This window comes from Polaribacter sp. IC073 (assembly GCF_007997075.1).
In the GTDB taxonomy this organism is placed as follows: Bacteria; Bacteroidota; Bacteroidia; order Flavobacteriales; family Flavobacteriaceae; genus Polaribacter.
Genome location: NZ_VORS01000013.1, coordinates 1 through 26,886 on the forward strand (window position 1 = coordinate 1; position 26,886 = coordinate 26,886).

General features: G+C 31.7%; 31 protein-coding genes and 1 tRNA gene. 19 read left to right on the forward strand and 13 right to left on the reverse strand.

Annotated features, from left to right (window positions below):
* On the reverse strand, positions 1–228 hold the full coding sequence (locus ES045_RS15245) for a TM2 domain-containing protein (protein WP_147117140.1): 228 nt from the start codon (positions 226–228) through the stop codon (positions 1–3).
* Positions 229–451: 223 nt separating this feature from the next.
* Here ES045_RS15245 and ES045_RS15250 point away from each other — a divergent pair, with 223 nt between their 5' ends.
* A complete protein-coding gene (locus tag ES045_RS15250) occupies positions 452–1,330 on the forward strand; it encodes an AMP-binding protein (protein ID WP_189663122.1) in 879 nt (292 codons plus the stop codon).
* An 87-nt stretch (positions 1,331–1,417) separates the two neighbouring features.
* On the opposite strand, the gene mscL is transcribed toward ES045_RS15250, so the two are convergent.
* From mscL to ES045_RS15265, 3 genes are read right to left on the reverse strand one after another with little or no spacing between them, the layout of a single operon-like run.
* The gene (gene mscL, locus ES045_RS15255; protein ID WP_147117142.1) at positions 1,418–1,831 is read right to left on the reverse strand and encodes a large-conductance mechanosensitive channel protein MscL; all 414 of its coding nucleotides are present in this window, start codon (positions 1,829–1,831) and stop codon (positions 1,418–1,420) included.
* Positions 1,832–1,881: 50 nt separating this feature from the next.
* Positions 1,882–2,979, reverse strand: coding sequence for an alanine racemase (alr, locus tag ES045_RS15260; RefSeq protein ID WP_147117143.1), 1,098 nt, complete (start codon positions 2,977–2,979; stop codon positions 1,882–1,884).
* 14 nt (positions 2,980–2,993) lie between these two features.
* Positions 2,994–3,623 carry a thymidine kinase gene (locus ES045_RS15265; protein WP_147117144.1) on the reverse strand — a complete coding sequence of 210 codons (630 nt, stop codon included), beginning with the start codon at positions 3,621–3,623 and terminating at the stop codon, positions 2,994–2,996.
* Positions 3,624–3,723: 100 nt separating this feature from the next.
* Here ES045_RS15265 and ES045_RS15270 point away from each other — a divergent pair, with 100 nt between their 5' ends.
* The 3 genes from ES045_RS15270 to ES045_RS15280 all read left to right on the forward strand — a co-directional run bounded on the left by ES045_RS15270 (position 3,724) and on the right by ES045_RS15280 (position 6,129).
* On the forward strand, positions 3,724–4,596 hold the full coding sequence (locus tag ES045_RS15270) for a hypothetical protein (RefSeq protein ID WP_147117145.1): 873 nt from the start codon (positions 3,724–3,726) through the stop codon (positions 4,594–4,596).
* Positions 4,597–4,599: 3 nt separating this feature from the next.
* The gene (locus ES045_RS15275) at positions 4,600–5,589 is read left to right on the forward strand and encodes a glycosyltransferase family 4 protein (protein WP_147117146.1); all 990 of its coding nucleotides are present in this window, start codon (positions 4,600–4,602) and stop codon (positions 5,587–5,589) included.
* 63 nt (positions 5,590–5,652) lie between these two features.
* Positions 5,653–6,129 (forward strand): DUF4252 domain-containing protein, encoded by a 477-nt coding sequence (locus ES045_RS15280; RefSeq protein WP_147117147.1) that lies wholly within the window; start codon positions 5,653–5,655, stop codon positions 6,127–6,129.
* Positions 6,130–6,148: 19 nt separating this feature from the next.
* Here ES045_RS15280 and ES045_RS15285 read toward each other — a convergent pair whose 3' ends face one another.
* A complete protein-coding gene (locus ES045_RS15285) occupies positions 6,149–6,496 on the reverse strand; it encodes an arsenate reductase family protein (RefSeq protein ID WP_147117148.1) in 348 nt (115 codons plus the stop codon).
* Positions 6,497–6,537: 41 nt separating this feature from the next.
* Between ES045_RS15285 and ES045_RS15290 the strand changes: the two genes are divergently transcribed.
* Genes ES045_RS15290 through ES045_RS15300 form a run of 3 tightly spaced genes read left to right on the forward strand, consistent with a single transcriptional unit; the run spans position 6,538 to position 9,427 of the window.
* Complete coding sequence (locus tag ES045_RS15290; RefSeq protein WP_147117149.1) at positions 6,538–6,993, forward strand: DinB family protein; 456 nt, start codon at positions 6,538–6,540, stop codon at positions 6,991–6,993.
* A gap of 6 nt (positions 6,994–6,999) precedes the next feature.
* Positions 7,000–8,235 carry a cation:proton antiporter gene (locus tag ES045_RS15295; RefSeq protein ID WP_147117150.1) on the forward strand — a complete coding sequence of 412 codons (1,236 nt, stop codon included), beginning with the start codon at positions 7,000–7,002 and terminating at the stop codon, positions 8,233–8,235.
* A gap of 43 nt (positions 8,236–8,278) precedes the next feature.
* Positions 8,279–9,427 carry a cystathionine gamma-synthase gene (locus ES045_RS15300; protein WP_147117151.1) on the forward strand — a complete coding sequence of 383 codons (1,149 nt, stop codon included), beginning with the start codon at positions 8,279–8,281 and terminating at the stop codon, positions 9,425–9,427.
* A gap of 157 nt (positions 9,428–9,584) precedes the next feature.
* Here ES045_RS15300 and ES045_RS15305 read toward each other — a convergent pair whose 3' ends face one another.
* Both ES045_RS15305 and ES045_RS15310 read right to left on the reverse strand, forming a co-directional pair.
* Positions 9,585–13,019 (reverse strand): methylmalonyl-CoA mutase family protein, encoded by a 3,435-nt coding sequence (locus ES045_RS15305; RefSeq protein WP_147117152.1) that lies wholly within the window; start codon positions 13,017–13,019, stop codon positions 9,585–9,587.
* A 74-nt stretch (positions 13,020–13,093) separates the two neighbouring features.
* Complete coding sequence (locus ES045_RS15310; RefSeq protein ID WP_223267275.1) at positions 13,094–13,888, reverse strand: M15 family metallopeptidase; 795 nt, start codon at positions 13,886–13,888, stop codon at positions 13,094–13,096.
* Between the two features lie 378 nt (positions 13,889–14,266).
* On the opposite strand from ES045_RS15310, the gene ES045_RS15315 reads away from it, so the two are divergent.
* From ES045_RS15315 to ES045_RS15325, 4 genes are all read left to right on the forward strand, one after another.
* Positions 14,267–14,815: a DUF4136 domain-containing protein gene (locus ES045_RS15315; RefSeq protein WP_147117153.1), complete on the forward strand. Its 549-nt coding sequence runs from the start codon at positions 14,267–14,269 to the stop codon at positions 14,813–14,815.
* Positions 14,816–14,875: 60 nt separating this feature from the next.
* The gene (locus ES045_RS16475) at positions 14,876–15,040 is read left to right on the forward strand and encodes a DUF5522 domain-containing protein (RefSeq protein ID WP_189663123.1); all 165 of its coding nucleotides are present in this window, start codon (positions 14,876–14,878) and stop codon (positions 15,038–15,040) included.
* Positions 15,041–15,092: 52 nt separating this feature from the next.
* Entirely contained in the window at positions 15,093–15,803 is a 711-nt protein-coding gene (locus ES045_RS15320; protein ID WP_147117154.1) for a DUF4197 domain-containing protein, read from the forward strand.
* Between the two features lie 61 nt (positions 15,804–15,864).
* On the forward strand, positions 15,865–16,062 hold the full coding sequence (locus tag ES045_RS15325; protein WP_147117155.1) for a hypothetical protein: 198 nt from the start codon (positions 15,865–15,867) through the stop codon (positions 16,060–16,062).
* On the opposite strand, the gene ES045_RS15330 is transcribed toward ES045_RS15325, so the two are convergent.
* Positions 16,045–16,794 (reverse strand): ABC transporter substrate-binding protein, encoded by a 750-nt coding sequence (locus tag ES045_RS15330; RefSeq protein WP_223267276.1) that lies wholly within the window; start codon positions 16,792–16,794, stop codon positions 16,045–16,047. The two genes, ES045_RS15325 and ES045_RS15330, sit on opposite strands and share 18 nt — an antisense overlap.
* 3 nt (positions 16,795–16,797) lie before the next feature.
* Positions 16,798–17,607: an orotidine-5'-phosphate decarboxylase gene (gene pyrF, locus ES045_RS15335; RefSeq protein WP_147117156.1), complete on the reverse strand. Its 810-nt coding sequence runs from the start codon at positions 17,605–17,607 to the stop codon at positions 16,798–16,800.
* A 99-nt stretch (positions 17,608–17,706) separates the two neighbouring features.
* On the opposite strand from pyrF, the gene ES045_RS15340 reads away from it, so the two are divergent.
* The 6 genes from ES045_RS15340 to ES045_RS16875 all read left to right on the forward strand — a co-directional run bounded on the left by ES045_RS15340 (position 17,707) and on the right by ES045_RS16875 (position 20,841).
* A complete protein-coding gene (locus tag ES045_RS15340) occupies positions 17,707–18,201 on the forward strand; it encodes a TlpA family protein disulfide reductase (RefSeq protein WP_147117157.1) in 495 nt (164 codons plus the stop codon).
* Between the two features lie 114 nt (positions 18,202–18,315).
* Positions 18,316–19,074, forward strand: coding sequence for a triose-phosphate isomerase (gene tpiA / locus ES045_RS15345; protein WP_147117158.1), 759 nt, complete (start codon positions 18,316–18,318; stop codon positions 19,072–19,074).
* An 80-nt stretch (positions 19,075–19,154) separates the two neighbouring features.
* Positions 19,155–19,988 (forward strand): 50S ribosomal protein L11 methyltransferase, encoded by an 834-nt coding sequence (gene prmA / locus ES045_RS15350; protein ID WP_147117159.1) that lies wholly within the window; start codon positions 19,155–19,157, stop codon positions 19,986–19,988.
* 24 nt (positions 19,989–20,012) lie between these two features.
* On the forward strand, positions 20,013–20,288 hold the full coding sequence (locus ES045_RS15355; protein ID WP_147117160.1) for an ATP-dependent Clp protease adaptor ClpS: 276 nt from the start codon (positions 20,013–20,015) through the stop codon (positions 20,286–20,288).
* Positions 20,289–20,290: 2 nt separating this feature from the next.
* Positions 20,291–20,563, forward strand: coding sequence for a hypothetical protein (locus ES045_RS15360; RefSeq protein WP_147117161.1), 273 nt, complete (start codon positions 20,291–20,293; stop codon positions 20,561–20,563).
* 155 nt (positions 20,564–20,718) lie between these two features.
* Positions 20,719–20,841: a PID-CTERM protein-sorting domain-containing protein gene (locus ES045_RS16875; protein WP_410524649.1), complete on the forward strand. Its 123-nt coding sequence runs from the start codon at positions 20,719–20,721 to the stop codon at positions 20,839–20,841.
* A 312-nt stretch (positions 20,842–21,153) separates the two neighbouring features.
* Here ES045_RS16875 and ES045_RS15370 read toward each other — a convergent pair.
* The 3 genes from ES045_RS15370 to ES045_RS15380 all read right to left on the reverse strand — a co-directional run bounded on the left by ES045_RS15370 (position 21,154) and on the right by ES045_RS15380 (position 21,681).
* A tRNA-Arg gene (locus ES045_RS15370) sits at positions 21,154–21,227 on the reverse strand.
* A 58-nt stretch (positions 21,228–21,285) separates the two neighbouring features.
* Positions 21,286–21,516, reverse strand: a complete 231-nt coding sequence (locus ES045_RS15375; RefSeq protein WP_147117163.1) for a DUF2007 domain-containing protein — start codon at positions 21,514–21,516, stop codon at positions 21,286–21,288.
* A gap of 12 nt (positions 21,517–21,528) precedes the next feature.
* The gene (locus tag ES045_RS15380; protein WP_189663124.1) at positions 21,529–21,681 is read right to left on the reverse strand and encodes an SsrA-binding protein; all 153 of its coding nucleotides are present in this window, start codon (positions 21,679–21,681) and stop codon (positions 21,529–21,531) included.
* Between the two features lie 489 nt (positions 21,682–22,170).
* On the opposite strand from ES045_RS15380, the gene ES045_RS15385 reads away from it, so the two are divergent.
* Positions 22,171–23,109 carry a calcium/sodium antiporter gene (locus ES045_RS15385; RefSeq protein ID WP_147117164.1) on the forward strand — a complete coding sequence of 313 codons (939 nt, stop codon included), beginning with the start codon at positions 22,171–22,173 and terminating at the stop codon, positions 23,107–23,109.
* 75 nt (positions 23,110–23,184) lie between these two features.
* Here the strand turns inward: ES045_RS15385 and ES045_RS15390 are convergent, their stop codons facing one another.
* Complete coding sequence (locus tag ES045_RS15390; RefSeq protein ID WP_147117165.1) at positions 23,185–24,210, reverse strand: glutamine synthetase beta-grasp domain-containing protein; 1,026 nt, start codon at positions 24,208–24,210, stop codon at positions 23,185–23,187.
* A gap of 165 nt (positions 24,211–24,375) precedes the next feature.
* Between ES045_RS15390 and ES045_RS15395 the strand changes: the two genes are divergently transcribed.
* On the forward strand, positions 24,376–26,559 hold the full coding sequence (locus tag ES045_RS15395) for a glutamine synthetase III (protein WP_147117166.1): 2,184 nt from the start codon (positions 24,376–24,378) through the stop codon (positions 26,557–26,559).
* Positions 26,560–26,886: the final 327 nt, after the last annotated feature.

Here is a 26,886-nt window from a genome sequence, read left to right on the forward strand (position 1 = left end):
TCACATATATATATATATATTCGCATTGTGTCTTTCTAATTTACCTGAAATTGTAAAAATATCTATGGGTGCCCAAAACCCAAGAGCACCTAAGGTAATCAAAAAGAAAAATTGAACGCCCCATTTTCCGAGGTAAGCATAATGAGTATCAAAAAGAAATAGGAACAATAAATAGGCAGTTCCTGTTGATTTAATTTGAGATTGTAGTAAATGTTTATTTAGTTCCATTTTACAAATCTATAATTTTAGGTTTGTTGCGTTAAGTTATTGAATGGAAGTATTACTATCACTATATGGGATTTCAAGTTTATTTTGCGGAATCCCTAGATAAATTAGTCGATAACTTACAAGAAGTAAAACCAGTTTTTCACCAATTATACCAGGGTTATTAGAAAAAATATTTGATAAAATTATAGCGAAAGGAAACGAATTTTCAGGTATAAAAAAAGGATTGTTCTTTTGGGATGTTCGTCTAGCGGAAAATACAGAAATAGATCAAAAAAGAGGTCTGAAACATAAAATAACCGATACATTCATCTTTAAAAAATGGCGTGCAGTTTTTGGCGGAAACATAAAATTCTTAGTTTCAGGATCTGCACCATTACAAGATCGATTGATAAAGATATTTTCAGCTGCAGGATTACCAATTTATGAAGGTTACGGAATGACCGAATCTTCTGGAGTTATCTCTTTAAACGGGTATAAAAAAGGAGAGACGCGTTTAAAAACTGCAGGAAAGCCAATACCAGGTTTAGAAGTCAAAATAGCTTCTGATGGTGAAAACCTAATAAAAGGGAAAAATATTTTAAAAGGGTATTACAAAAATGATGTAAAAACTACGGAAGCTATAAAAGATGGGTTTTTTCACACAGGAGATATTGGTGAAATTTGTAAAGACTGTTTTTTAACGATTACAGATCGTAAAAAAGAAATATTTAAGAGTTCTGGAGGTAAATATATTGCGCCTTCCATTATTGAGAATAAAATGAAACAGTCTAGTTTTATAGAACAGAATACGGTCATTGGAGAAGGTTATAAAATGCCTGCTGCACTAATACAAATCAACTATGAGTTTGTTAAAGATTGGGCATTAAAAAATAAGCATATAATTACAGATGTAACTTCAGATGAAAAACTAATTGTTACCATCCAACAAGACATCGATTTATATAATGAAGGCTTAGGAAAGTGGGAAAGAATCAAGAAATTTGAAATCACACCAGATGAATGGACTATTGAAGCTGGGCATTTAACAACTACATTAAAACTAAAACGAAAGATTATCAAAGAAAAATACAAAGCACTTTTTTCTGAAATTTACACAGATTAAGCTTTTTTTCTATTTTGTTTTAAATATTGAAAAAAAAATCCTGAGCAAATACTTAGGATTTTTAATATTTTAAAAAAAAAAGGTTTATTATTTTTTAGCTAACAAATCTCTAATTTGTGCTAACAATTCTTCTTGAGTTGGTCCTTTAGGAGCTGCTGCTGGAGCTGGTTCTTCTTTTTTCTTCAAATTGTTTAATCCTTTTACAATCATAAACATTACAAAAGCTACAATAATAAAGTCAATTACGTTTGTTAAGAAGTCTCCATATAAAAGGGCAACTTCACCAACAACTTTACCCGCATCATCTACAACACCTTCTTTAGCAATGTACTTTAAATCTTTAAGATCAGCATTAAATAATAAGCCAATTAACGGAGAAACAATTCCTCCTGTAAAAGAAGTCACAACTTGTTTAAAAGCTGCACCCATAACAAAACCAACTGCAATATCAACAAGGTTTCCCTTCATTGCAAAGTCTTTAAACTCTTTAAGCATTCCCATTTTTATGTGTTTTTAATTAGTTAATTAGATGCTAAAGTAATAAAAAATTATTATTTTAAGGTTTTGTTAACACGTGGGGAGATTGCCGTTAAGGTCTCGTAAACAATTGTCTCAGAAATATTAGCAATGTTTTGTATCATTTTTTGATTGTTAAAAATAATTACTTCATCACCTTCTTCACAAGCAATATTGGTTACATTTACCATAACCATATCCATACAAACATTACCAATAATTGGTGCTTTTTGATTGTTGATAAGAACAAAACCTTTTTTGTTTCCTAATTTTCGAGACAAACCATCTGCATGACCAATAGGAATTGTAGCTGTTTTGGTGGCTCTTTTAGCTATAAATGCTCTGTTGTAACCAACTGTTTCACCTGGTTCAATTACATGTATTTGAGAAATAATTGATTTTAAATTGTGGGTATTTTTTAATTGTGCAGTTTCTTTTTCATCATTCCCAAAACCATACAAACCAATACCAATTCTAACCATGTCGAATTGCGCATTGGGGTAATTTACAACACCAGACGTATTTAAAATATGTAACATTGGTTCATAACCTAAGTGTTTATAGAATTGCTGAACAATGTATGCGAAATTATTTATTTGATTAATCGTAAAATCGTTCTCTTCTAAATCTTCACTTGCAGCCAAATGAGAAAATAGCGATTGCACTTTTATATGGTTGGTCTCTTTTAATTCAGATAAAATCTTGGGAACATCTGTGTGCCAAAAACCCAACCTATTTAAACCTGTGTTAAATTTTAGATGAATGGGGTAATTCATTAAAGGCACTTCATCTGCCAATTTTAAAAAAGCATTAAAAATATTAAAATTGTATAATGCAGGTTCTAATCTAAAGTCTATTATAGCTTGTAAGTTTTGTTGATGAGGGTGTAGAACCAAAATAGGGGTTTTTACACCAGCTTCCCGTAAAGCAATTCCTTCATGCGTATATGCAACAGCAAAATAAGCTACTTTATCTTCTAAAAATTTTGCGATTTGTACGGCATCACTTCCGTAACCAAAAGCTTTTACAACTGCTAAAATTTTTGTTTCTGGTTGTAATTTTTGTTTGAAATAATTTAGATTGTGTACTAACGCATTTCCATCAATTTCTAAAACAGTAACGTGATTGTTCATTGTTATATGAAGTGTTATTCAGTATCTTTTAAATTAGAATCAGTATTTTTTGTAGCTAAAGCTTTTTGCTTTTGCAGCGCTTTGTAATATGCAGCTCTACTTAAAGGTTCATATTCTTGCATTTCGCCCAACATTACAATATTTTCATTTTGGGCTTTTCTAAAACTATAATGTGCCAAATTACCTGTATGCGTGCAAACCGCGTGTACTTTGGTAACATATTCTGCCGTTGCCATTAAAGCGGGCATTGGCCCAAAAGGATTTCCTTTAAAATCCATATCTAAACCAGCAACAATTACGCGAACGCCTCTATTTGCCAAATCATTACAAACGGCAACAATTTCATCGTCAAAAAACTGCGCTTCATCAATACCAACAACATCTACGTTATTTGCTAACAACCTTATATTGGAAGAAGCAGGCACAGGTGTAGAACGAATTCTATTGTCGTTATGAGAAACAACTTCCTCTTCATCGTAACGTGTGTCTACAGCAGGTTTAAAAATCTCTACACTTTGTTTTGCAAATTGTGCACGTTTTAAACGTCTAATAAGTTCTTCTGTTTTTCCAGAAAACATTGAGCCGCAAATTACTTCAATCCAACCAAATTGTTCTGTATGATTTACTGTATTTTCAAGAAACATTTTGTAATTTTAGGCTTTAGAAATTTAAATTATTTGTTACTTTGATTTTTAACAAATTTAGGAATATTTACGAGTAAAAATAAACTTCAACTTACAACTTATGCACAAAAAATTAGAAGCCGATTTAATAAGTTTAGCGCACAGCATCTTACAAATGAAAAATAAAGAAAATGTGTTCTTATTAAAGCAAAAATCGAAGGAAGTTTATGAGAAATTATCTGTTTTAGCATTTGTTGAAGAATATGTAAATGCTACTCCGAATTTAAAAAAGACAAAAGAAGAGCTTACTTCTATTGTTGAAAAAGGATATGAAAAGAAAGACTTAATTACTGACGAGGTAGCAGAAGTAAAAAAAGAAGTTAAGATAACAAAAGCTGTGCCTAATAACATTGTAGACGAATATTTAGGGGTTGAAAACGAAAAGTTAGCCTCTGAAATTGGAGACGGTTTTCCTGATGAAAATTTTCCTGATAAAGTTTTAAGTTCAGAGAATACAGATGAAAAGGAAGAAGTAATCAGCGAATATTTAGAGGTAGAAAAAGTAGCAGAAGTAGAACAACCTTTTGATGATTTAGAAGGGCTTATCTTTGGAGACACAAAACCAACTAATTTTAAAGACGACCCTAAAGATGTTGGTGGTTTTAAAGCGTTAACGTTAGAGGAGGAGTTACAAGATACAATCCCTGTAGACGTAATGGCTAATTTATTTGAGCCTGTAATACCAAGTTCTCTAAACAATAGATTGCAAAAAAATATTCAGATTGGTTTAAATGATAGAATTGCTTTTGTGAAGAATTTATTTGAAGGCAGTCAAGAAGATTTTAATAGAGTAATTTCTCAATTAAATACCATTAAGACAGAAAAAGAGGCTAAGAAATTCATTACTAAAATGGTGAAACCAGATTATAATTGGTCTGAACAAGAAGAATTAGAGGAGCGTTTAATGGCTATTGTAGCACGTAGATTTTCTTAGAAAATGCTTTTAAAACCAATTTTAATTCAGACACATTTTCACAAACGTAGAACTGGCGTTACTAGAAGTATAGAAAATGTGTTGCCTTTTTTTAACGAGACATTTGAAACCTATTTGTATGGTTATGGAGCAAAAGGGAAACATATTACTACTTCTAAGTTAAGGAAACTCTTATTTTCTGATAGAGAGGTTGTAGTACATTGTCATCGAAACAATGAAATAATGCGCATGCTTTTTTTTCGTTTTTTGGGTGCTAAATTTAAGTTGATTGCAACACGTCATGCAGAAACGGTTCCTTCTGGTTTAACAATGAAATTGCTTAAAAAAGCAGATAAAGTTGTGACGCTTATTAAAACGATGGGTGAGAACCTAGGAATAGAAAATACCATTGTTGGTCACGGAGTTGCTGCTGGTGTCTTTAAACCGAAAGAAAACATTTCGTTAAAAAACATAGACCAAGATAATATAATTTTATGTGCAGGAAGGGTTCGTAAAGCAAAAGGACATCTTGTTTTATTAGAAGCTGCAAAAGTTTTAAAAGATTATAAAGATTGGGCGCTGGTAATTGTTGGCAAAGTTGATAAACCCGCTTTTTTAGAAGAATTGAAAGCGATTTCAAGAAAATATTCCATAGAAAATCAAGTTTATTTTATAGATGAAACAACAGAGATTGTTTCTTATTACCAAGCATCTAAAATAGCAATTGTGCCTAGTTTTTCAGAGGGTTTTTCTCTTGTGGCTGCAGAAGCAATGTCTTGCGGTTGTTCTGTAATTGCTACAAAAAACGTTGGTGTTCATGATTCATTAATAACACATGCTAAAAATGGTTATTTATTTGAAGCAGGAAATAGTACGGATTTAGAAATCTTGATTGAAAAATCGATAACTAAAAAAATTCCACTTTTAGGAAACCAAGCAAGAGAAGAAATTCTAAAAAACTGGAGTGCACAAAAAGAAGCAGAAAACTTAATAGAAGTATATCAATCAAATTAATTGTTTGAAATAAGATTTGTAACAAACGTTGTTTTTAGTCGTCTTAAATTAAAACCGACTATTATGAAACAGTTCGCTATAATTTTTTTCGCCTTTTTTATGACAACAATTTCTGCACAAGAAGTAGTATTTGAAAAATTCTATAAAGTACATAAAGAGCAATCTACATTTTCAATCAATTTATCAGCATCATTGGCGGGTTCTTTTTTAGATGATGAAAATGATGGCGATTTAATGAACGTTATTAAAAAATCGAGTGATTTTAAACTTATGATTTTTAATAATGAAGACAACAGTATTTCAAAAAACTTTAGAAAATTTAGCAGAAAAAACAATTTGAAAACACTTGCTCGCGTAAAAGAAAATGGTAGTAAAGCTGAACTGTTTTTTATTGAAAAGAATAATTACATCAGAGAAATTATTATAAGAGCAAATAGTAATACCGATAAATTTGTTTTGTTTGGTTTAAAAACCAAAATCACAAAAGACGAATTAGCAGCGATGATTGCTTCTTCAGATATTAAAATTTCATCAAAATAAAAATTTAAAAAGAGAAGGTTTAACCAATCTTCTCTTTCAATTCTGCGACAACTTTTTTACTATTTCCAATAAATATTTCTTTATCAACAATGAAAACCGGACGTTTTAAAAAAGTATATGCATCTAATAGGTATTGTCTGTAATCTGCCTCAGAAATATCTTGGTTTTTCAAATCCATCGTTTTATACAGTTTTGCTCGTTTGTTAAATAACGCTTCATAACTACCAGACAGTTGGTGCATTTCTTCTAATTGAGTAACATTTACAGGATTACCTTTTATTTCTTGTCGCTCAAAACCAGCTGTATTTACTTCTTTTAAGATGCGTTTGCAAGTATCACATGTTTGCAAAAAATAGACTTTCTTCATATTAATCAATTATATTTGTTCATTCAAAAATAAACATAAAAATGAAGACACAATTCGATGTTTTAAGAAAATCTCGCGATTTAGTTATAAAAGAATTAGAAGGTTTAACTTTAGACCAAATTCATACAATTCCAGCAGGTTTTAAGAATAATATTGCTTGGAATGTAGCGCATTTAGTAGTTACACAACAAGTATTACAATACAAATTTTCTGGCTTAAATTGTCTATGTCCAGAGGAGTTAATCGAAGAATGTAAAAAAGGAACTTTTCCAACAAAGAATTTTACAGAAGAAGAGTTTGAAGAGGTAAAAGAGCTTTTGTTAGGGTTGCCAGATACGTTGCAAGAAGATTTTGAAGCAGGGATTTTTGAGAACTATACAGAATACCCAACAAGTACAGGTTTTGTTTTAGACTCTATAGAGAGTGCGATTGCATTTAACAATTTTCATGAAGGTATTCATTATGGAGTGATACGATCTATAAAGAAATTTTTATAAATTAAGATGGATTATTTTTTAATTGCAACCGTTCTAATAGTACTTTCAGCTGGGTTTGGTTATATAAACACAAGGTTCTTAAAATTGCCAAACTCAATTGGTTTAATGTTGATAACCATACTGTTTACGCTGGCTGTTTTTGTACTAAGTTATTTTGATGATACCTTGCTTCTTAAAGAAAGAGAACTCATTACAAGCATCGATTTCAAAACGGTACTTTTAGATGTAATGTTAAGTTTTTTATTATTTGCAGGGGCATTGCATACGAATTTTCAGCAATTAAAAATTCAACGAAAACCAGTATTAATTTTTGCAACTCTTGGAACGCTAATTTCAACATTTTTGGTTGGAGTACTCGTTTTTTATGCGCTTAAGGTGTTAAACCTCGATGTAGATTTTACCTATTGTTTGCTTTTTGGAGCATTAATTTCTCCGACAGATCCTATTGCTGTTTTGGGAATTATGAAAAAAGTAGGAGCTCCAAAAAACTTAGAAACAAAGATTGTTGGAGAATCTTTATTTAATGATGGAGTAGGTGTTGTTATTTTTCTAACAATATATCAAATTGCTAGTGGTGGTGCTGAAATATCTTTTGGCAATATTGCTGAATTATTTTTGGTAGAGGTTGTTGGTGGAATTATTCTTGGATTGATTATAGGTTGGGTAACCTACCGATTATTAAAAAGTATTGATGATTATGAAACGGAGGTAATTATTACGCTTGCCGCAGTTATGGGGGGAACTTTGTTTGCGCAACATTTTCATTTATCTGCACCTTTAGCAATGGTTACCGCGGGTTTAATTGTAGGTACAGACACTGTTAGGAGGTCTTCTATGGGGGAAGTTACAGAGGTTTATGTAGATAAGTTTTGGGAACTAATAGATGTGCTTTTAAATACCATTCTTTTTGTTATGATTGGAATGGAGATTTTAGTTTTAACTTTTGAAGCGACTTATGTTTTAGCCGGGTTTATAATAATTCCGTTACTATTAGTCGCAAGATACATTTCGCTGTTATTACCTATAAAAATCTATGCGAAAAAGTTAGAGTTTGTGCCAAAAACAAACCTAATTATGACTTGGGGTGGTCTGCGTGGTGGAATTTCTATTGCTTTGGCTTTGAGTTTAACTCAGAACATGGAGCGCGATTTGTTTCTAGTAATAACTTATATCGTTGTTGTTTTCTCTATTCTTGTGCAAGGATTAACTGTCGGAAAAATGATAAAAAAATTCACTAAATAAGCTACAGACTGTTGTAGTATTTGAAATAATTCCTGAAGAAAAAATGAAATTCAATACCAAAACAATTCACGGAGGTCAAAAAGTAGAGAAATCAACTAGCGCAATTGTGCCACCAATTTTTCAAACTTCTACCTATGCACAAGCTAGTGTAGGGGCAGACCAAGAATATAATTATTCAAGAGGAGCTAACCCAACCAGAACTGCATTAGAAAACAGTTTAGCTTCCATAGAAAACGGAACACATGGTTTTGCCTTTTCTTCTGGTTTGGCTGCAATAGATTGTGTTTTAAGAACGCTAAAACCTGGTGATGAAATTATTGCAGGAAACGATTTGTACGGAGGAACATATAGAATGTTTACTAGATTGTTCGAGAAATACGGATTGGAATTTATATACGTAGATATTAATTTTGCAGAAAATGTAGCGAAAGCAATTACAGCAAAAACAAAATTAGTTTGGTTAGAAACGCCAACAAATCCGTTAATGAAAATTGCAGATATTAAAGCAATTTGTACTGCAGTAAAAGAACTGAATTCAGAAATTTTAATTGGGGTAGACAATACATTTGCAACACCATATTTACAACAACCTTTAGATTTAGGTGCAGACATAGTAATGCATTCTGTAACAAAATACTTAGCAGGTCATTCAGACGTACTAATGGGTGCTTTAATTGTAAAAGATGCAAATTTAGCTGAAGAAATCCATTTTATTCAGTTTGCTGCTGGCGCAGTTGCAGGCCCAATGGATTCTTTTTTAGCATTAAGAGGTATAAAAACATTGCATATAAGAATGCAACGTCATTGCGAAAACGGACGAGCAGTAGCCAGTTTTTTAAAGAAGCACCCGAAAGTTGGTGCGGTTTATTATCCTGGTTTAGAGGAACACCCTAATCATGAAATTGCCAAAAAACAAATGAAGGATTTTGGTGGCGTAGTTTCTTTCAGTTTAAAGGATGAAAGTAAAGAAGCTACTTTTAAGTTTTTAGAGAACATCGAGTTTTTTACACTAGCAGAATCTTTGGGTGGTGTAGAGAGTATGGTAAATCATTCTGCAACCATGTCTCATGCATCAATGCCAGAAGAAGAACGTTTAAAAACAGGAATTACAGATGCCATAATTCGTTTAAGTGTTGGTATCGAAGATGAAGATGATTTGTTAGCAGATTTAGAGCGTACTTTAAATTTATAGAAACCTTTTAGAGAAATATACAACAAAAAAATCCGCACAATTTGTGCGGATTTTTTTGAGTTGAAATTGAGGCGATTGCCTTCTAATATTTTGAGATACCGCTAAAAATCGGCATAAGCGATGCATTCAAAATTTTCAATAAAATTTGGTTCTCTGCTTACATGTTCCTACGATATTGTCCACCAACTTTAAACAACGCTTCTGTAATTTGTCCTAAAGAACAAACTTTGGTTGCTTCCATTAATTTGTCAAATAAATTTTCATTTTGAACAGCAGCTTCTTGTAAAATTGCAACTTGTTCTTTCACCTTTTCAAGGTTTGCAGTGTTTAATAAATCTTTCGTTTGAATTTGGAATTGCTTCTCTTCTTCGGTTGCACGAATCACTTCTTCGGGCACAACTGTAGGCGATCCTTTAGAACTCAAAAAGGTATTGACACCAATAATAGGAAACTCTCCATTATGTTTTAATGTTTCATAATACATACTTTCTTCTTGTATCTTAGAGCGCTGATACATGGTTTCCATAGCACCTAAAACGCCACCACGTTCTGTAATTCTATCGAATTCTAATAAGACAGCTTCTTCTACCAAATCAGTTAATTCTTCAATAATAAAAGCACCTTGAATCGGGTTTTCATTTTTAGTTAACCCTAATTCTTTGTTGATGATTAACTGAATCGCCATTGCTCTTCTTACAGATTCTTCCGTTGGTGTTGTAATTGCTTCATCATAGGCATTTGTATGTAAAGAATTACAGTTATCGTTAATTGCATACAACGCTTGCAATGTTGTTCTAATATCATTGAAATCGATTTCCTGTGCGTGTAAGGAACGACCAGAAGTCTGAATATGATATTTTAACATTTGTGCTCTCGGGTTTGCACCGTATTTAATTTTCATCGCTTTTGCCCAAATTTTACGAGCAACTCTACCAATTACTGAATATTCAGGGTCAATTCCGTTTGAGAAAAAGAAAGACAAGTTGGGTCCGAATTTATTAATGTCCATTCCGCGACTTAAATAATACTCAACGTATGTAAATCCGTTAGACAAGGTCAAAGCCAATTGTGTAATAGGATTTGCACCAGCTTCTGCTATATGATACCCAGAAATAGAAACAGAATAAAAGTTTCTCACTTGCTTTTCAATGAAATATTCTTGCACATCTCCCATTAAACGAAGTGCAAATTCTGTAGAAAAAATACAGGTGTTTTGTGCCTGATCTTCTTTTAAAATATCTGCTTGTACTGTTCCTCTAACTTGTGCTAATGTGTCTTTTTTTATTTGTTGATACACTTCCGAAGGTAAAATTAAATCCCCCGTTAAACCTAACAACATTAAACCTAAACCATTGTTTCCTTGAGGTAATTTTCCTTGATAGGTTGGTCTTTCTAAACCTTTAGACTCATAAACTTCGTTAAATTTTGCATCAACTTGTTTTTCTAATTTATTTTCTACAATGTATTTCTCACAATTCTGATCAATGGCAGCATTCATAAAGAAACCTAACAACATGGGTGCGGGGCCATTTATGGTCATAGAAACAGAAGTCATGTGGTGACTTAAATCGAAACCAGAATATAATTTCTTAGCATCGTCTAAACAACAAATTGAAACTCCTGCATTTCCAATTTTCCCATACACATCTGGTCTTTTACCAGGATCATTACCATATAAAGTAACAGAATCGAAAGCAGTAGAAAGGCGTTTTGCATCCATTCCTAAACTCACATAATGAAAACGTCTGTTGGTTCTTTCTGGTCCACCTTCACCAGCAAACATTCTTGTTGGGTCTTCACCAGTTCTTTTAAACGGATACAAACCTGCTGTGTAAGGAAATTCTCCAGGAACATTTTCTTGCAAGTTCCAACGTAATAAATCTCCCCAAGCTTGGTATTTTGGTAAGGCTATTTTTGGTATCTGTGTATGAGAAAGCGACTCTGAATGTGTTTCTATGTTAATTTCTTTATCACGAACTTTAAACGTGTAGATTGGGTCTTTATATTTCTGAACCTTTTCTTGCCAGTTTAAAATGATTTCCCAATTTAGTGGATCGAAGTTTAGTTTTACTTTTTCGAATTGCGCGATTAATAATTTCAAAAAGGCTTTATCGTCTTCAGAAATTTCAAGAGAAAGAATTTCATCTTCATTTAAACCCGTTTTAATAATTTCTATGGATGAATTTGTGATAGACTCAATGGTTTGATGAATTCCGTATAATTTTTGAGCAACCATAACTTGGTCGTCAACTTTCTTGTCATAAGATCTATTGCTTTCTGCAATTTCAGACAAATAACGAACTCTTGCTGGCGGAATTACAAAGATTTTTTCAGACATTTCTTTGGTAATTTCCATTTTCGATTTTAAATCTACGCCTGTTTTCTCCACCAACTTGTCCATAATACTTTTGTATAAAGTATTCATTCCTGGGTCATTAAATTGTGAGGCTATAGTACCATAAACAGGTAAATCATCTTGGTGAATATGCCACAAATTATTGTTGCGCATATATTGCTTCTTCACGTCTCTAACAGCATCTAAAGCACCGCGTTTATCAAACTTATTAATGGCAACTAAATCTGCAAAATCTAGCATGTCAATTTTTTCTAATTGTGTTGCAGCACCAAATTCTGGTGTCATTACATATAAGGAAGTATCAGAATGTTCTATAATTTCAGTATCCGATTGTCCAATACCAGAGGTTTCTAAAATAATTAAATCAAATTCAGCAGCCTTTAAAACTTGTACCGCTTCATTTACATATTTAGACAATGCCAAGTTAGATTGTCTTGTTGCTAAAGAACGCATGTACACACGAGAATTATTAATAGAATTCATACGAATTCGATCTCCTAAAAGTGCGCCACCTGTTTTTCTTTTTGATGGATCTACAGAGATTAAACCCACTGTTTTTTCTGGAAAATCAATTAAGAATCTTCGAACCAATTCGTCTACTAAAGAAGATTTTCCAGAGCCACCAGTACCTGTAATTCCTAAAACCGGAGTTTTAGAGTCTTTATTTTTTATATGAATTTTATCTAAAGTTTCTTTTGCTACTTCAGGGAAGTTTTCTGCAGAAGAAATGACTCTTGCAATTTTTCTTGCTTCTTTATTTGGTAAATCATCTACAGCAACATCTAAATGATCACCAATTGCAAAATCCGAGGTTTTAACCAAATCATTAATCATTCCTTGTAAACCTAATGCTCGTCCGTCATCTGGCGAATAGATTCTGGTAATTCCATACTCCATCAATTCTTTAATCTCTTCAGGAAGAATTACGCCGCCACCGCCGCCAAATATTTTAATGTGTCCTGCACCTCTTTCTTGCAACAAATCGTACATGTATTTAAAATACTCATTGTGTCCTCCTTGGTAAGAGGTTATTGCAATTGCATTTACATCTTCTTGTATGGCACAATTGACTACTTCTTCCACAGACCTGTCGTGGCCCAAGTGAATCACTTCAACGCCTGTAGACTGAATAATTCTACGCATAATATTTATGGCAGCGTCATGGCCATCAAAAAGTGCCGCAGCAGTTACAATTCGTACTTTATAGATAGGTTTATAAGTTGTAATTTGTTCCATTCGTAATAAATGTTTGATTTTAGACTTGCAATTTACGGAATTTTCAAAAAAGAAAGAATAATTTTATGAAAGTCTTAAGGTTTTAGTTTTAAGACTTCTTCATTAATTCCATTCACGTAATTTTTTACTATCTGTAGTTCTGTGAAGAACTCTTGTCCTTTAAAATTAGTAATATCTTTTTGTGTAATGTGTGTATTATAATAGTTTAAATAGATAGAAGAGAGTGGAAGGTAAGACCAATGCCATTTTTCTTCATTATACCCACTTCTGCCTGTGTTTTTAGAGGTGTAAACTTGATAGAAGCCAAACTTTGAGGCATTTTCTTGAAGCCAATTATAGGTTGCCTTACCTTTTCCGTTTAAAAAATAGGCATTATTTAAGTTGTTTAAATCTATATCGGTTCCCCAATGATGTCTAGAGGTTGATGGCATAGCGCTGTATTCTAGCATTTTTATAACTCGGTTTAATGGTGTAAGATAATTGTATTTTTCATTCCATTTATAATTCCAAATTCTTTTTTGATGTTTGAAGTTTCGAGTTCCAGAAATTATTTTCAAGATAATTTCATCTTTCGCAGCAGCAGCATTCATCAATAGGAAATTGGCTAAAACTTCTTTTCTTAGATGTGTTTTTTTGATTGAATTTTGTCTAGGCACTACTTTAAAATCTAAATTTTCTGTATACTCAAACTTTCCTAAAACATATTCTTTTGTAAGATAATTTGGGTATTTTACAACCGAATCTTTTTCTTTTTTAGAAATAACAATTACTTCGGACGTTCTATTCTTATGTTGCAGTTTGCAAGTAGTAAGACTTCCTAAAAATAGTACACTAAAAAAGAATCCTATAAATATTTTAATGATGCTCAAAATTTTATTTTTATAATAGAGTTGTTGTTGTATTTAGGCGTATCTTTCTTTTAGAATAAGCAAGATACCTTTTTTTGTTTTTTAAAAGTATACTGAATCATTCCAACTTGTAAAATATATAATACATTGTTATTGTAGTTGAATTTTTAAGATAGCACGACGTTTAGTTTTTCTTTTATGATTTTTTTTGAAACACAAATAGAATAAGAGTTGCTGTTGTAAAACCTTTTGAATGAGTAGCTTTCGATGCTGTAACAATATTATATTTTGCGTTTTGGCATGTTTTTTGATTATTAGGTATGGTAATGCATCAATTAAAAACGATACCAATTTAATTGAAAAATACTATTAAATTCAGTAATTAAAAAATATAAACTTATGAAACTATTAAAACCTTTTATGTTCTTTTTGGCGATTGCACTGTCTTCTTGTAGTTCTGTTAAAGTGGCTACAGATTATGACACTAAAGTGGACTTCAGTAAGTACAAAACATACGCTTTTTATAAAACGGGTATTGATAAAGCTGAAATTTCTGATCTAGATAAAAAAAGAATATTAAGAGCTATTGAAACGGAACTTGCTGTTTTAGGAATGAAGAAATCTAGTAACCCAGATATGTTAGTGAGCATTTTTACAAAATCTAGAGAAAAAGTAAACGTCAATCAGAATCAGAATAATTTTGGTTATGGATTTGGTTGGGGTTGGAATCCTTGGATGAACGCAGGAATGAATAGTAATGTACATGTTTCTCAATACACAGAAGGAACTTTGTTTATAGACTTTATAGACAAAGATAAAAAAGAATTGGTTTGGCAAGGTGTTGGTACTGGTGCTTTAAAAACTCAAAATAGAGAAAAGAAAGAAGCTAGAATTAAAGAATTTGTAAAAGAAATTGTTTCTAGATTCCCTCCTGGGAAAAATAAATAAACTAAAAATTAGCGTTCTTTCGAACGCTTTTTTTATGCGCTAATTTCTTATTTTTGCAAGATGTATAACAAAAGAATACCTTTAGAAGAAGGAGACTATTATATAAACGAACAAGGTTATAAGGTTTTTACAGCTCAATTCCATTTAAAAAGAGGGTCTTGTTGTAAAAGTGGTTGTAAACATTGCCCATACGGGTATGATAAAAAAACAGATACGTTTAAATAATAAGTGACTTTCTTAGATATAAAGTTTCATAAGAGTAGGTAAATTTAGAAAAATGATAAAAAGAATTTTAGTTTTAGTAATTGCAATTCAGTTTTTAGGTTGTGCAGAATTGCAAAAAGTTGTAAATAATTTTCCAACTGATGTAGGTTTGTCTCAAGCTCAAATAGGTAATGGTTTAAGACAAGCTTTAGATAACGGAATTAAGAATCAGGTTTCTAAACTAACTTCCAAAGATGGTTTTTATAGAAATGAATTGGTAAAAATTATATTACCAGAAGAATTGCAAGCTGTAGATAAAGGTTTGCGAAGTATTGGTTTAGCTAATTTAGCAGATGAAGGGATTAAGGTTTTAAACAGAGCCGCAGAAGATGCTGTAAAAACGGCAACGCCCATTTTTGTAAACGCGGTGAAAGAAATTACATTTAATGATGCAAAAAATATTCTTTTAGGTGATAAGAATGCTGCAACAAGTTTTCTTCAAACAAAAACTGAACAAAATTTATATGAAAGTTTTACACCAGTAATAGCTGAATCTTTTGCTAAAGTAGGTGCAGATAAAGTTTGGAATAACTTAATCTCTAGATACAATTCGATTCCTTTTGTGAAAAAAGTGAATCCAGATTTAACAAATTATGTAACAACAGAAGCTTTAAGAGGTGTTTTTACAATGATTGCTGTTGAAGAAAAAGGAATTCGTGAAAAGGTAGGTTTAAGAAATACAGCTTTATTGAAGCAAGTTTTTGCTTTACAAGATAATAAATAATTGAATTATAGTGAATTAGTCTTTAAATATTTATTATATTTAAGGACTAATTTATGATACTATGTTACAAGTAAATCAACTACAAACTTATAGGAAACATTTAGAAGATAGATATTCTTGTTTATTAGAAAAATCGAACAATTATCGTTTTATAGATGAAAATAAAAGTGATTCGGCTGCATTTAAAGCAATGAAAATTTTAGCGAAAATTAGTAGAATTAGTTATTTAGATAGAGAAGAATTACAGTCTATTTCTTAGTTCTTTAAAATAATCGAAAGCTTTTAACATTCTGGTTCCGTACCAAGAAAAATATTCTCCATCAACCAACACGATGTTTGCTTTTTCTGTATAATTATTAAAATCTAAACTATTTTTCTCTTTAAAAGGGTAGGGTTCAGATGATAAAAAAACAGCGTCAATTTCTTTCTCTTTTAAATCTTCTAAAGTTATTTCTGGATATCGATTTAAGTTCTTATAACAATTTTCAAATTTATTGAGTGCTAACAAATGATTTATAAATGTGTTGTTGGCAGCAATCATCCAAGGATTTTTCCATATAAAGTAAACTACTTTTAACGTAGGTTTGTCTTTAATAAACAATTTAAAGTCTGCTAATTTTGCGTTTAATTCATGAATGATTAGCGCAGCCTTTTCTTCACAAGAAAAAAGGGTGGCATATTCTTTTATCAGTGAAATAAGGTCTTCTATTGTGAAAAGGTCTGAAACATGTGTTGTTGCTATTTCTCTACAGTTTTCTACAATTTCTTTGGTGTTTTCCTCTTTATTGCAAAGAATAAAATCAGGTTCTAAGATTTTGATTTTTTCTAGGTGAATGGTTTTCGTTCCGCCAACAACAACCTTCTCTTTTATTAAGTTCTTCGGATGAACGCAAAACTTAGTAACACCTACAATATTTTTCTCCAAGCCTAAATCTACCAACAACTCGGTTAAACTAGGTACTAACGATACAATTTTCAGGTCTTTTATCAAACTTTATATAAATTTCTCCATTTTTAATTGCAATTCTTTTGCTTGTTCCTTTGCTTTTTCTGCGAAATTTTCATCCTTGGAAGCATAAATAATTCCTCTAGAAGAATTAATTAAAAGTCCGATATTTTCAGACAAACCATATTTACATACATCCTCTAAGCTTCCGCCTTGCGCGCCAACACCAGGAACTAATAAGAAAGAATTAGGAACTATTTTTCTAATTTCTTTAAAATATTCAGCCTTAGTAGCCCCAACAACATACATTAAGTTTTCTGAGTTTTTCCAGTTTTTAGAAGTCTCTAAAACATGTTTGTAGACTTCTTTCTGGTCGATTTTTTTTGTCTGAAAATCAAAAGCACCTTCATTAGAAGTTAAAGCTAACATAATGGTATGTTTATTCTTAAAAGCTAAAAAAGGTTCCACAGAATCTTTCCCCATATAAGGCGCAACCGTAACAGAATCGAACGCTAAATCTTCAAAAAAGGCTTTGGCGTACATGGTAGAAGTATTGCCAATATCGCCACGCTTTGCATCTGCAATGGTAAAAATTTCAGGATAATTTTTATTCAGGTAGGTAATCGTTCTTTCTAAAGACTTCCATCCTTTTATACCATATGCTTCGTAAAAAGCGGTGTTTGGTTTGTAAGCAACACAAAGATGGTGCGTTGCATCTATAATCGCTTTATTAAAAGCAAAAATAGGATCTTCTTCCTTTAATAAATGTGAAGGAATCTTGTCTAAATCGACATCTAACCCTATACATAAAAAGGATTTTTTCTTTCTAATTTGCGCTACTAATTCTTGTGTTGTCATAATTTTTATAAAGTTGAACAAAAATACTTAATTTAGACCTTCTTTTATAAGTTTTAAGAGGTAAAGAAGCCCTAAATTTGAAACTATTTGAAACCTGTTATGAAAAAAATATTCCTAGTTTTTATACTTGCGTGTGTTAGTTGTAATTTAGAAAAGCCTACAGAATTTTCTGAATTGGCTTTAAATGATACTATTTACAGTGCAGATGGCACGTCTTTTTCTATAAAAAACGTTTTAAATAACTATAAAGGAAAGAAAGTTTTAATAGATTTTTGGGCTTCTTGGTGCGGAGATTGTATCAAAGGTTTGCCAAACGTTCGAAAACTACAAAAAGAATACCCAGCAGTGGTGTTTCTGTTTTTATCTGTTGATAAAAGCAAATATGCCTGGAGAAGGGGAATTAATCGATTTCAAATTGAAGGGGAACATTACAATTTACCAAGAGGAATGAAAAACGGCGACTTTGTAGACTTTGTAAATTTAGGGTGGATTCCGAGATATATGGTCATTGATGAGCAAGGAAAAATCACTCTTTTTAAAGCCACGAGTGCTTCCGATTCTTCGATTGAAGAAGCTTTAAAAACGGTTATATAAATCGTTTTAGTAACTATTTTTATTTCCAACTACAAATGACCATTCGATTTCTTAAATTTACATCAGAATTTAATATTGAAAAACATAGCTGTTAAAAGCACTAAAATTATAATTATGAGAACTAAGATTGTTGCAGGTAACTGGAAGTTAAATAACGATAAAGAGGAAAGCAAAAAGTTAATAAAAGATTTAAAAAAAGCACTTAAAAGAAAGAAACTTAAAAATACACGTGTAATTGTTGCACCAACATTTGTTAATTTATCATCTTCTGTAAAAGCAGCAAAAAAATCGAAGATAGAAGTAGTTGCACAAAACATGCACCAAGCTTCTAACGGTGCTTTTACAGGTGAGGTTTCTGCAGATATGTTAAAAGCAATTGGTGTAGAAACTGTAATTTTAGGACACTCAGAAAGAAGAACTTATTTTAATGAAACAGATGCAGCTTTAGCAGAAAAGGTAAACACTGTTTTAGAAAAAGGAATGGAGACAATTTTCTGTTTTGGTGAATTATTAGAAGATAGAAAATCTGACAATCATTTTGCGGTTGTAGAAAGTCAATTAAAAAATGCCTTATTTCATTTAGAAGCAAAAGATTGGAAAAGCATTATTTTGGCTTATGAACCAGTTTGGGCAATAGGTACAGGAGAAACTGCGAGCCCAGAGCAAGCACAAGAAATGCATGCTTTTATTAGAGGTATTATAGAAAAGAAATACGATAAAAAAGTAGCAGATGATGTTTCTATTTTATACGGTGGAAGTGTAAAACCTGCAAATGCAGAAGAGATTTTCTCTAAGCCAGATGTAGATGGAGGTTTAATAGGTGGTGCAGCTTTAAATGTAAAAGATTTTACAGGAATTATTAATGCGATCTAATTAGCATACTTTCAAAGAAAACCAATAAATTTGCATCGAGATATTTTAATCTCGATGCATTTTTTTTTGATTTGATAATTATGGACAATATTTATATAGAATACAATTTTACAGTTTCACCAAAAGAACCAACAGTAGAAATACTAATAGCAGAGTTAGGGGAGGTTGGTTTTGAGAGTTTTGTGGAAAATGAAAACGGAGTAACCGCATACGTTCAGAAAACAGCCTGGAGCGAAACAATATTAGAAGATATTTTTGTGCTAAATTCAGAAGAGTTTTCTATCGAATACAATTATAATGAAGTTCCGCAAACAAATTGGAATGCAGAATGGGAAAAGAATTTTGAAGCAATTCAAGTAGATGATTTGGTAAGCATTCGTGCACCATTTCATGAGAATCCGAATTTAAAATATGATATTGTAATCGAACCAAAAATGAGTTTTGGTACGGGACATCATGAAACAACACACATGATGGTGCAGCATTTATTAAAATTAGATTTAGAGAATAAAAAGGTGTTAGACATGGGGTGTGGAACTGGAATTTTAGCAATTTTTGCTGAAATGAAAGGTGCAAAACCATTAGATGCAATAGATATAGACAATTGGTGTTATGAGAATTCTTTAGAGAATGTAGCGCGGAATAATTGTAAAAATATTAGCATTTATGAAGGAGATGCAGCGCTTTTGGTAGGTAAAAAGTACGATGTTATTATTGCCAACATCAATAGAAATATTCTTTTAATGGATGTGAAGGTGTATGCAAATTGTCTAAATGAAAATGGCGTTTTATTATTAAGCGGTTTTTATGAAGAAGACATTCCTGTAATAGATGCAGAAGTTTCTAAGCAAGGTTTAAAATTAGAGACTTTTATTAAAAGGAATAATTGGGTCGCATTAAAATATAATAAATAAGAAAAAATATTTTATTTTTATAGTATGAGCACAAAAGAGAAAATTCAAGAAGAGGTAGATGTTTTAGAAAAAGAAGTTTTTCAGCATGAAATTGTTTTACATAATGATGATGTAAATACATTTGATCATGTAATAAATTCTTTAATAGATGTTTGTGAGCATACCTTAGAACAAGCAGAGCAATGTGCTACTTTAGTGCATTATAAAGGAAAGTGTACGGTAAAATCTGGTGAGTATAAAGATTTAGAACCTAAATGTTCTAAATTATTACAATTAGGTTTATCTGCAGAATTAATATAATTATGGAAAACGTATTTAAATATTTTGGGTTCTCAGATTTTTTTAAAGATGAATCTGATACTTTTTCAGGAAATGACATTTGTTTTACAGCATTAAATGAAACTCATTTTTTAATTTTTGAGAAAATTGGTGAGGTCTATAATTTATATGTTTCAAAATTTTATCAGAAAAAAGATGTTGGTTTTAAACCTCCAGAGATATTAGAATTAGTAGTCGGAGACTACGATAAAAGTCTACCAGAACATAGAATTGCATTAAGACAATATTTAGGTTAAACTTGAGAGAAATCTCAAGTTTTTTTTGTTATAAAACCATGTGACTTTTTTTCTCGTAGGTGTCTTAAAGGATATAAGTAAGATAAATTAAGGTGAGAAAAATAATATTGATAGTAATTGTTTTGTTGGTCCCTATTTTAGGTTATGCACAAATAGTGCCTCCACCTGCGCCACCTCCACCACCTCCTGGGTTGCCGATAGACGGTTTTCTAACATTGTTGTTAATTTTGGGAATGCTATACGGTACTAAAAAAATCATTAAAAATAATAATGGTTAGTTTTTTATATAAAGTTTGGTTAGTTAAAGGGACTAAAATGGAGTTTTAGCGTCTTTCTAACTTAAGTATTTTGTGAAAAAAAAATATACTTTTAAGTAAAATAAAGTGAGTCTTTAACTTACCAATGATAATATTTTTATCCTTTAATAGGATTTGTCTTTTAGACTACAGTTAGTAGAGGATAGTGTTTTAGAAGTTTGTAGCCTCTTAAAAAATGAATTAAGCAGTGTTGTGGGGTTTTGAGGTCTTTTTAGTTCTCTGCTTTAGGTTTTATATATAAAAAAAGCTTCCAAAATTTGGAAGCTTTTTTTGTGACCATGGCTGGATTCAAACCAGCAACCTCTTGAGCCGTAATCAAGTGCGCTATTCAGTTGCGCCACATGGCCGTTAAGCGGGTGCAAATATAATATTGTTTTTTCAAACAAAGAAATATTAAGTACTTTTTTATGAATTAATTTCTTCTTTGTAAGAATCGACTATTGGTTGTGCTTTTTCTATGTCAGATTTTAAGATTAGTAATTCAACGGCATTTCTATCGGAGCCAAAACCTGCGAGTCTTGCAGATTCTACTCTGTCTTTTGTTATAGAGCCAATATTGTGGTCGTCTAATCTGTTTTGAAGTCCTTTTACTATAATAGACGATCCTGAAAATACTGTTATGTGTTCTGTTTCCATAATGTTTTTTTTTTAGTTTAATGAGTTCTGAGTTACAAAAGATTTCCAACCAATGATTGCTAATTGAATTTTAGAAGCTTTAGAAATATCTAGCCCTTTTTTAGTATAAGAAGGTAGTGCTATTTTATTCATTTTTGCAATAAATTTAAAAACTTGTTTTTTCATTAGTATCAGTTCTACATCAAATTTAATGAAAATAAACAACTCTTTATAATAAGAGCTGTTTTTATATGTGATGGTTATGAGATAATTGAAAAAATAATGTTAGCAATGTCTTTTAAGGTTTTTTGTAATAATAACTATCATAAGAATAGTTTTAAAGGTTCGTAAAAGAAGGTGATTTCGAAATTGTCTTATCAATATATATAGGTTTAGTATTTGTTAACAAGGCTTTTACAACTATTATTTAATTTTACTTATAGAACTAAAAAGAAGTTATTTGTTTTAAATTAGAATACTCGATGCTAGTTTTTACTTATTTACTGTAACATTTTTTCAAGCATATGGATAAAAGTATTATAAAATAAAGGATAATAATTGTTGTTTTTTCTTTTGCAAAGAAAAACGGGCCTTTTGAAACATGTTTTTTTTGCTTTTCATCTTTTATTTTCATCTTAAAGTGATAAAAATGTATCTTCGTCGAAAATAATATTTATGAGTATTTTTTATGTAATTATAGGACTATTATTATTAGTTCTTGGTGGTGAGTTTTTAGTGAGATCTTCTATAGGGTTGTCTTTTAAACTAAATATTTCTAAAATGGTTATTGGAATGACGGTAGTTTCTTTTGCTACTTCTGCACCAGAATTATTAGTTAGTTTGCAAGCTGCGTTAGATGGTTCTCCTGCAATTGCAATAAATAATGTGATTGGTTCTAATATTGCGAATATTGGTTTGGTGCTAGGAATTACAGCTATTATTGGCCCGATTGCAGTAGGTAGTGATTTTTATAAACTGAATTGGCCTGTGATGATGTTGTTTTCGGTAGTGTTGTATTACTTTTTATGGAATGACAATGTTTTAACTCAAATAGAAGGTATTATGCTTTTAGTGGGGTTGGCTGTTTTTTTGTTTGTATTAATAAGAAGTGCAAGGAAAGAAGAGGTTTCTGTAGAGGAGGTAGATGATGCTTTGGCTTCAATCGGTTACGGAAAAATAGTTGTTTGGTTATTAATTGGTGGTGTTGCATTGTATTTTGGTTCAGAACTTCTGGTTGACGGAGCAAAAGACATTGCAAATAATATGGGAGTTAGTGAAGGTGTTATTTCTATAACCATGATTGCTATTGGAACAAGCGTACCAGAGTTAGCGGCTTCTGTAATTGCTGCAATGAAAGGAGAAAAAGCAATTTCTTTAGGTAACTTAATCGGTTCTAATATTTTTAACATTGCCTCTGTATTAGGTATTACGGCATTAATTAAAGAAATTCCTGTAACGGAAGCTCAGATTTTATCTAGAGATATTTTTTGGATGCTAGGTTTTTCAGCAGTTTTACTACTGTTGGTGTTTATACCTAAGAAATTTGTTTTAAGCAGATTTAAAGGTGTTTTTTTATTCTTAGGATATGCGCTTTTTCTTTACTTGGTTTTTTAGAGCTTATAGAAAATTTTTGACATAAAAAAAGCTCGCAAATGTAATTTGCGAGCTTTTTGTTTTAGTATGTATGTTCTAGCTAATATTAGCAGACTTTACGGTCTTAATAATTCTACCAGCAATTTTATATGGATCTCCGTTTGAAGCAGGTCTTCTGTCTTCTAGCCATCCTTTCCATCCTTTCTCTACAACAATAATTGGAATTCTAAGAGAAGCACCTCTATCTGAAACACCGTAGGTGAAGTCATGCATAGCAGCTGTTTCATGATCACCAGTTAAACGTTGGTCGTTAAACTCACCATAAACTGCCATGTGTTCTTTTACTACAGGTCTAAATGCTTCACAGATTTTCTCATACGTTTCTTTAGAACCACAAGTTCTTAAAACAGTGTTAGAGAAATTTGCATGCATACCAGAACCATTCCAGTCCATGTCTTTACCTAATGGTTTTGGGTGGTACTCAATATAATAACCATATTGCTCAGTTAATCTGTCTAATAAGTAACGAGAAATCCAAATTTCATCACCAGCTTTTTTAGCACCTTTTGCAAATAATTGGTATTCCCATTGCCCGGAAGCAACTTCTTGATTAATTCCTTCAAAATTTAAGCCAGCATCAATACATAAATCAGCATGTTTTTCAACAATAAGTCTACCATGCGTATTCTTACCCCCTACAGAACAGTAATACATTCCTTGCGGAGCAGGATAACCACCAATAGGAAACCCTAAAGGCAACTGTGTTTTATTGTCCATAATAAAATATTCTTGCTCAAAACCAAACCAAAAATCGTTATCATTATCATCTATTGTTGCTCTTCCATTAGAAATATGTGGCGTTCCGTCTGCATTCAAAACTTCAGTCATTACTAAATACCCATTAATTCTTGTAGGGTCTTTATAAATTGCAACAGGTTTCAATAAGCAATCAGAGGCTCCGCCAGAGGCTTGTTTTGTAGAAGAACCATCAAAAGACCACATATCTATTTCTTCAATAGTGCCTTTAAAGTTCTCATGCTCTTCTACTTTTGTTTTACTTCTCATGTTCTGAGTTGGAAAATAACCGTCTAACCAAATGTATTCTAACTTAATTTTTGCCATAATTCTTGTTTGTGTGATGTTAACATTGCAAAAATGAAATATTTTGACTACATATCAAAAAAAACAGGGGTGTTATTTTAAATAATAGCAAAGAATAATTTTATCCCTAATTTTTATGGGGTATATTTGTTTTTAAAATAAAATATAGTAGCTAAAATTAATATTATGTCAATAGTTAGATTCAATGCATTACAAGAAACACTAAATAGAAGAACCATAAAGATTGAAGAAAACGAAAAGAGGTCTGTTCTGTTTGGTAAAAATGTTTTTAATAAACATGCAATGCAACAGTATTTAACAAGGTCTGCTTATGAGAGCGTAATGAATGCGATTGAAAAAGGAACCAAAATAGATCGGAAAATTGCAGATCAAGTTGCGGTGAGCATGAAAGATTGGGCAATTGCGAAAGGAGCAACACATTATACACATTGGTTTCAACCATTAACAGGTGCAACAGCAGAAAAGCACGATGCTTTTTTTGAATCTATTAATGGTAGTTTGGCCATGGAAAAATTCGATGGAGAACAACTAGTTCAGCAAGAACCCGATGCCTCTAGCTTTCCGAATGGCGGAATTAGAAATACTTTTGAAGCAAGAGGTTATACAGCTTGGGACCCAACATCACCAGCATTTGTGTATGAAACAACGTTATGTATTCCAACAATTTTTGTCGCCTATACAGGTGAAGCTTTAGATAATAAAACACCATTATTAAGAGCGTTACAAGCAATTGATACCCATGCAACTGCTGTTTGTAAGTATTTTGATAAGAATGCATCAAAAGTAAACGCAACTTTAGGTTGGGAACAAGAATATTTTTTAATTGATGATGCTTTAGCGTTATCTAGACCAGACATTTTATTAACAGGCAGAACCTTATTAGGGCACACTTCTGCAAAAGGACAACAACTAGACGATCAGTATTTTGGGAGTATTCCTGCAAGAGCCATGAGTTTTATGCAAGACTTAGAGCAAGAATGCATGTTGTTGGGTATTCCATTAAAAACAAGACATAATGAGGTTGCACCAAATCAGTTTGAATTGGCACCAATTTTTGAAGAAGCTAACCTAGCGGTAGATCATAATTCTTTATTGATGGACGTTATGGAGAAAATTTCTCGTCGCCATCATTTCAAAGTTCTATTTCATGAAAAACCTTTTTCAGGAATTAATGGTTCTGGTAAACATAACAACTGGTCTTTATCAACGTTTGATGGCGTAAACTTGTTAAGTCCTGGGAAAACACCTATGAAAAATTTACAATTCTTAACTTTTTTTATAAATACCATAAAAGCCGTTTACCTAAACGAAGAATTGCTAAGAGCATCTATTGCGTCTGCAAGTAATGACCATCGTTTAGGTGCAAATGAAGCACCACCTGCAATTATGTCTGTGTTTATTGGAAGGCAGTTATCTAAAGTTTTAGACGAATTAGAAAATGTAACCAAAGGGAAATTGTCGCCAGAAGAAAAAACGGACTTAAAACTAAACATTATTGGTAAAATTCCAGAAATACTATTAGATAATACAGATAGAAATAGAACCTCACCTTTTGCATTTACAGGAAATAAATTCGAGTTTAGAGCAGTAGGTTCCTCTGCTAATTGTGCTTTGCCAATGACGGTTTTAAACACCATTGTAGCTAAACAGTTAAAAGAGTTTAAAATAGAAGTAGATGCTTTAATAGAGTGTAAAAGCTTAAAGAAAGACGAAGCTATTTTTAATGTATTAAGAGAATACATTAAAGAATGTAAAGACATTCGTTTTGAAGGCGATGGTTATGGAGAAGCGTGGGAAAAAGAAGCGAAAAAACGCAGATTAAGTAATAATAAAACCACACCAGAAGCATTAAAAGTTCAGGTTTCTAAACAAGTCATCGATTTGTATGAAGAAATGGACGTGATGAGTAAAGTAGAGGTAGAAGCACGTTACGAAATAGCTTTAGAAGAATACACAAAACACTTGCAAATAGAAAGTAGAGTTTTGGCAGACATTGCTAGAAACCATGTAATACCAACAGCGATAACTTATCAAAATACATTGTTAGAAAACACCAAGAATTTAAAAGAAATTTTCGGTGAAGAGTATAAAAATATTGCAAAAGAACAAATCGCGCTTATCATGATAATTTCTAATCATATTACAGAAATAAATGCATTAACTATTAAAATGACAACAGAACGTAAGAAAGCCAATAAGTTTGTAGGCTTAAAATCTGCGGAAGCTTATTGTAAAAAGGTGAAACCATTTTTTGAGGAAATTCGGTATCATTGCGACAAGTTAGAAACCATGGTAGATGACAATCTTTGGCCATTGACAAAGTACAGAGAATTGTTATTTACAAGATAATTTCGTTTTTAATTTGGGCGTTTTAACGGGCTTTACACTCTATCTTTTTTTTCGTAACTCAAAAAAAGGATGCCGTTTCAATCCCTAACGCATAGCGCAATCTCAAAAAGTACGCACTGATAACTAATAAATAGAATTTACAAAGCCTTCACGTTTCAAAAGCCTGAAGGTTTTTTTATGTCTTTTATAAACACGCTAATTAACACACATGTATTTATACGTGTAGAAGCACGTATTTATACGTGTAGAAGCACGTATAAATACGTATTTATAAGGATATTGTTTTTGAGGGTTTTCCCCCTTTTTTCATATTTACATCTTTTTGTG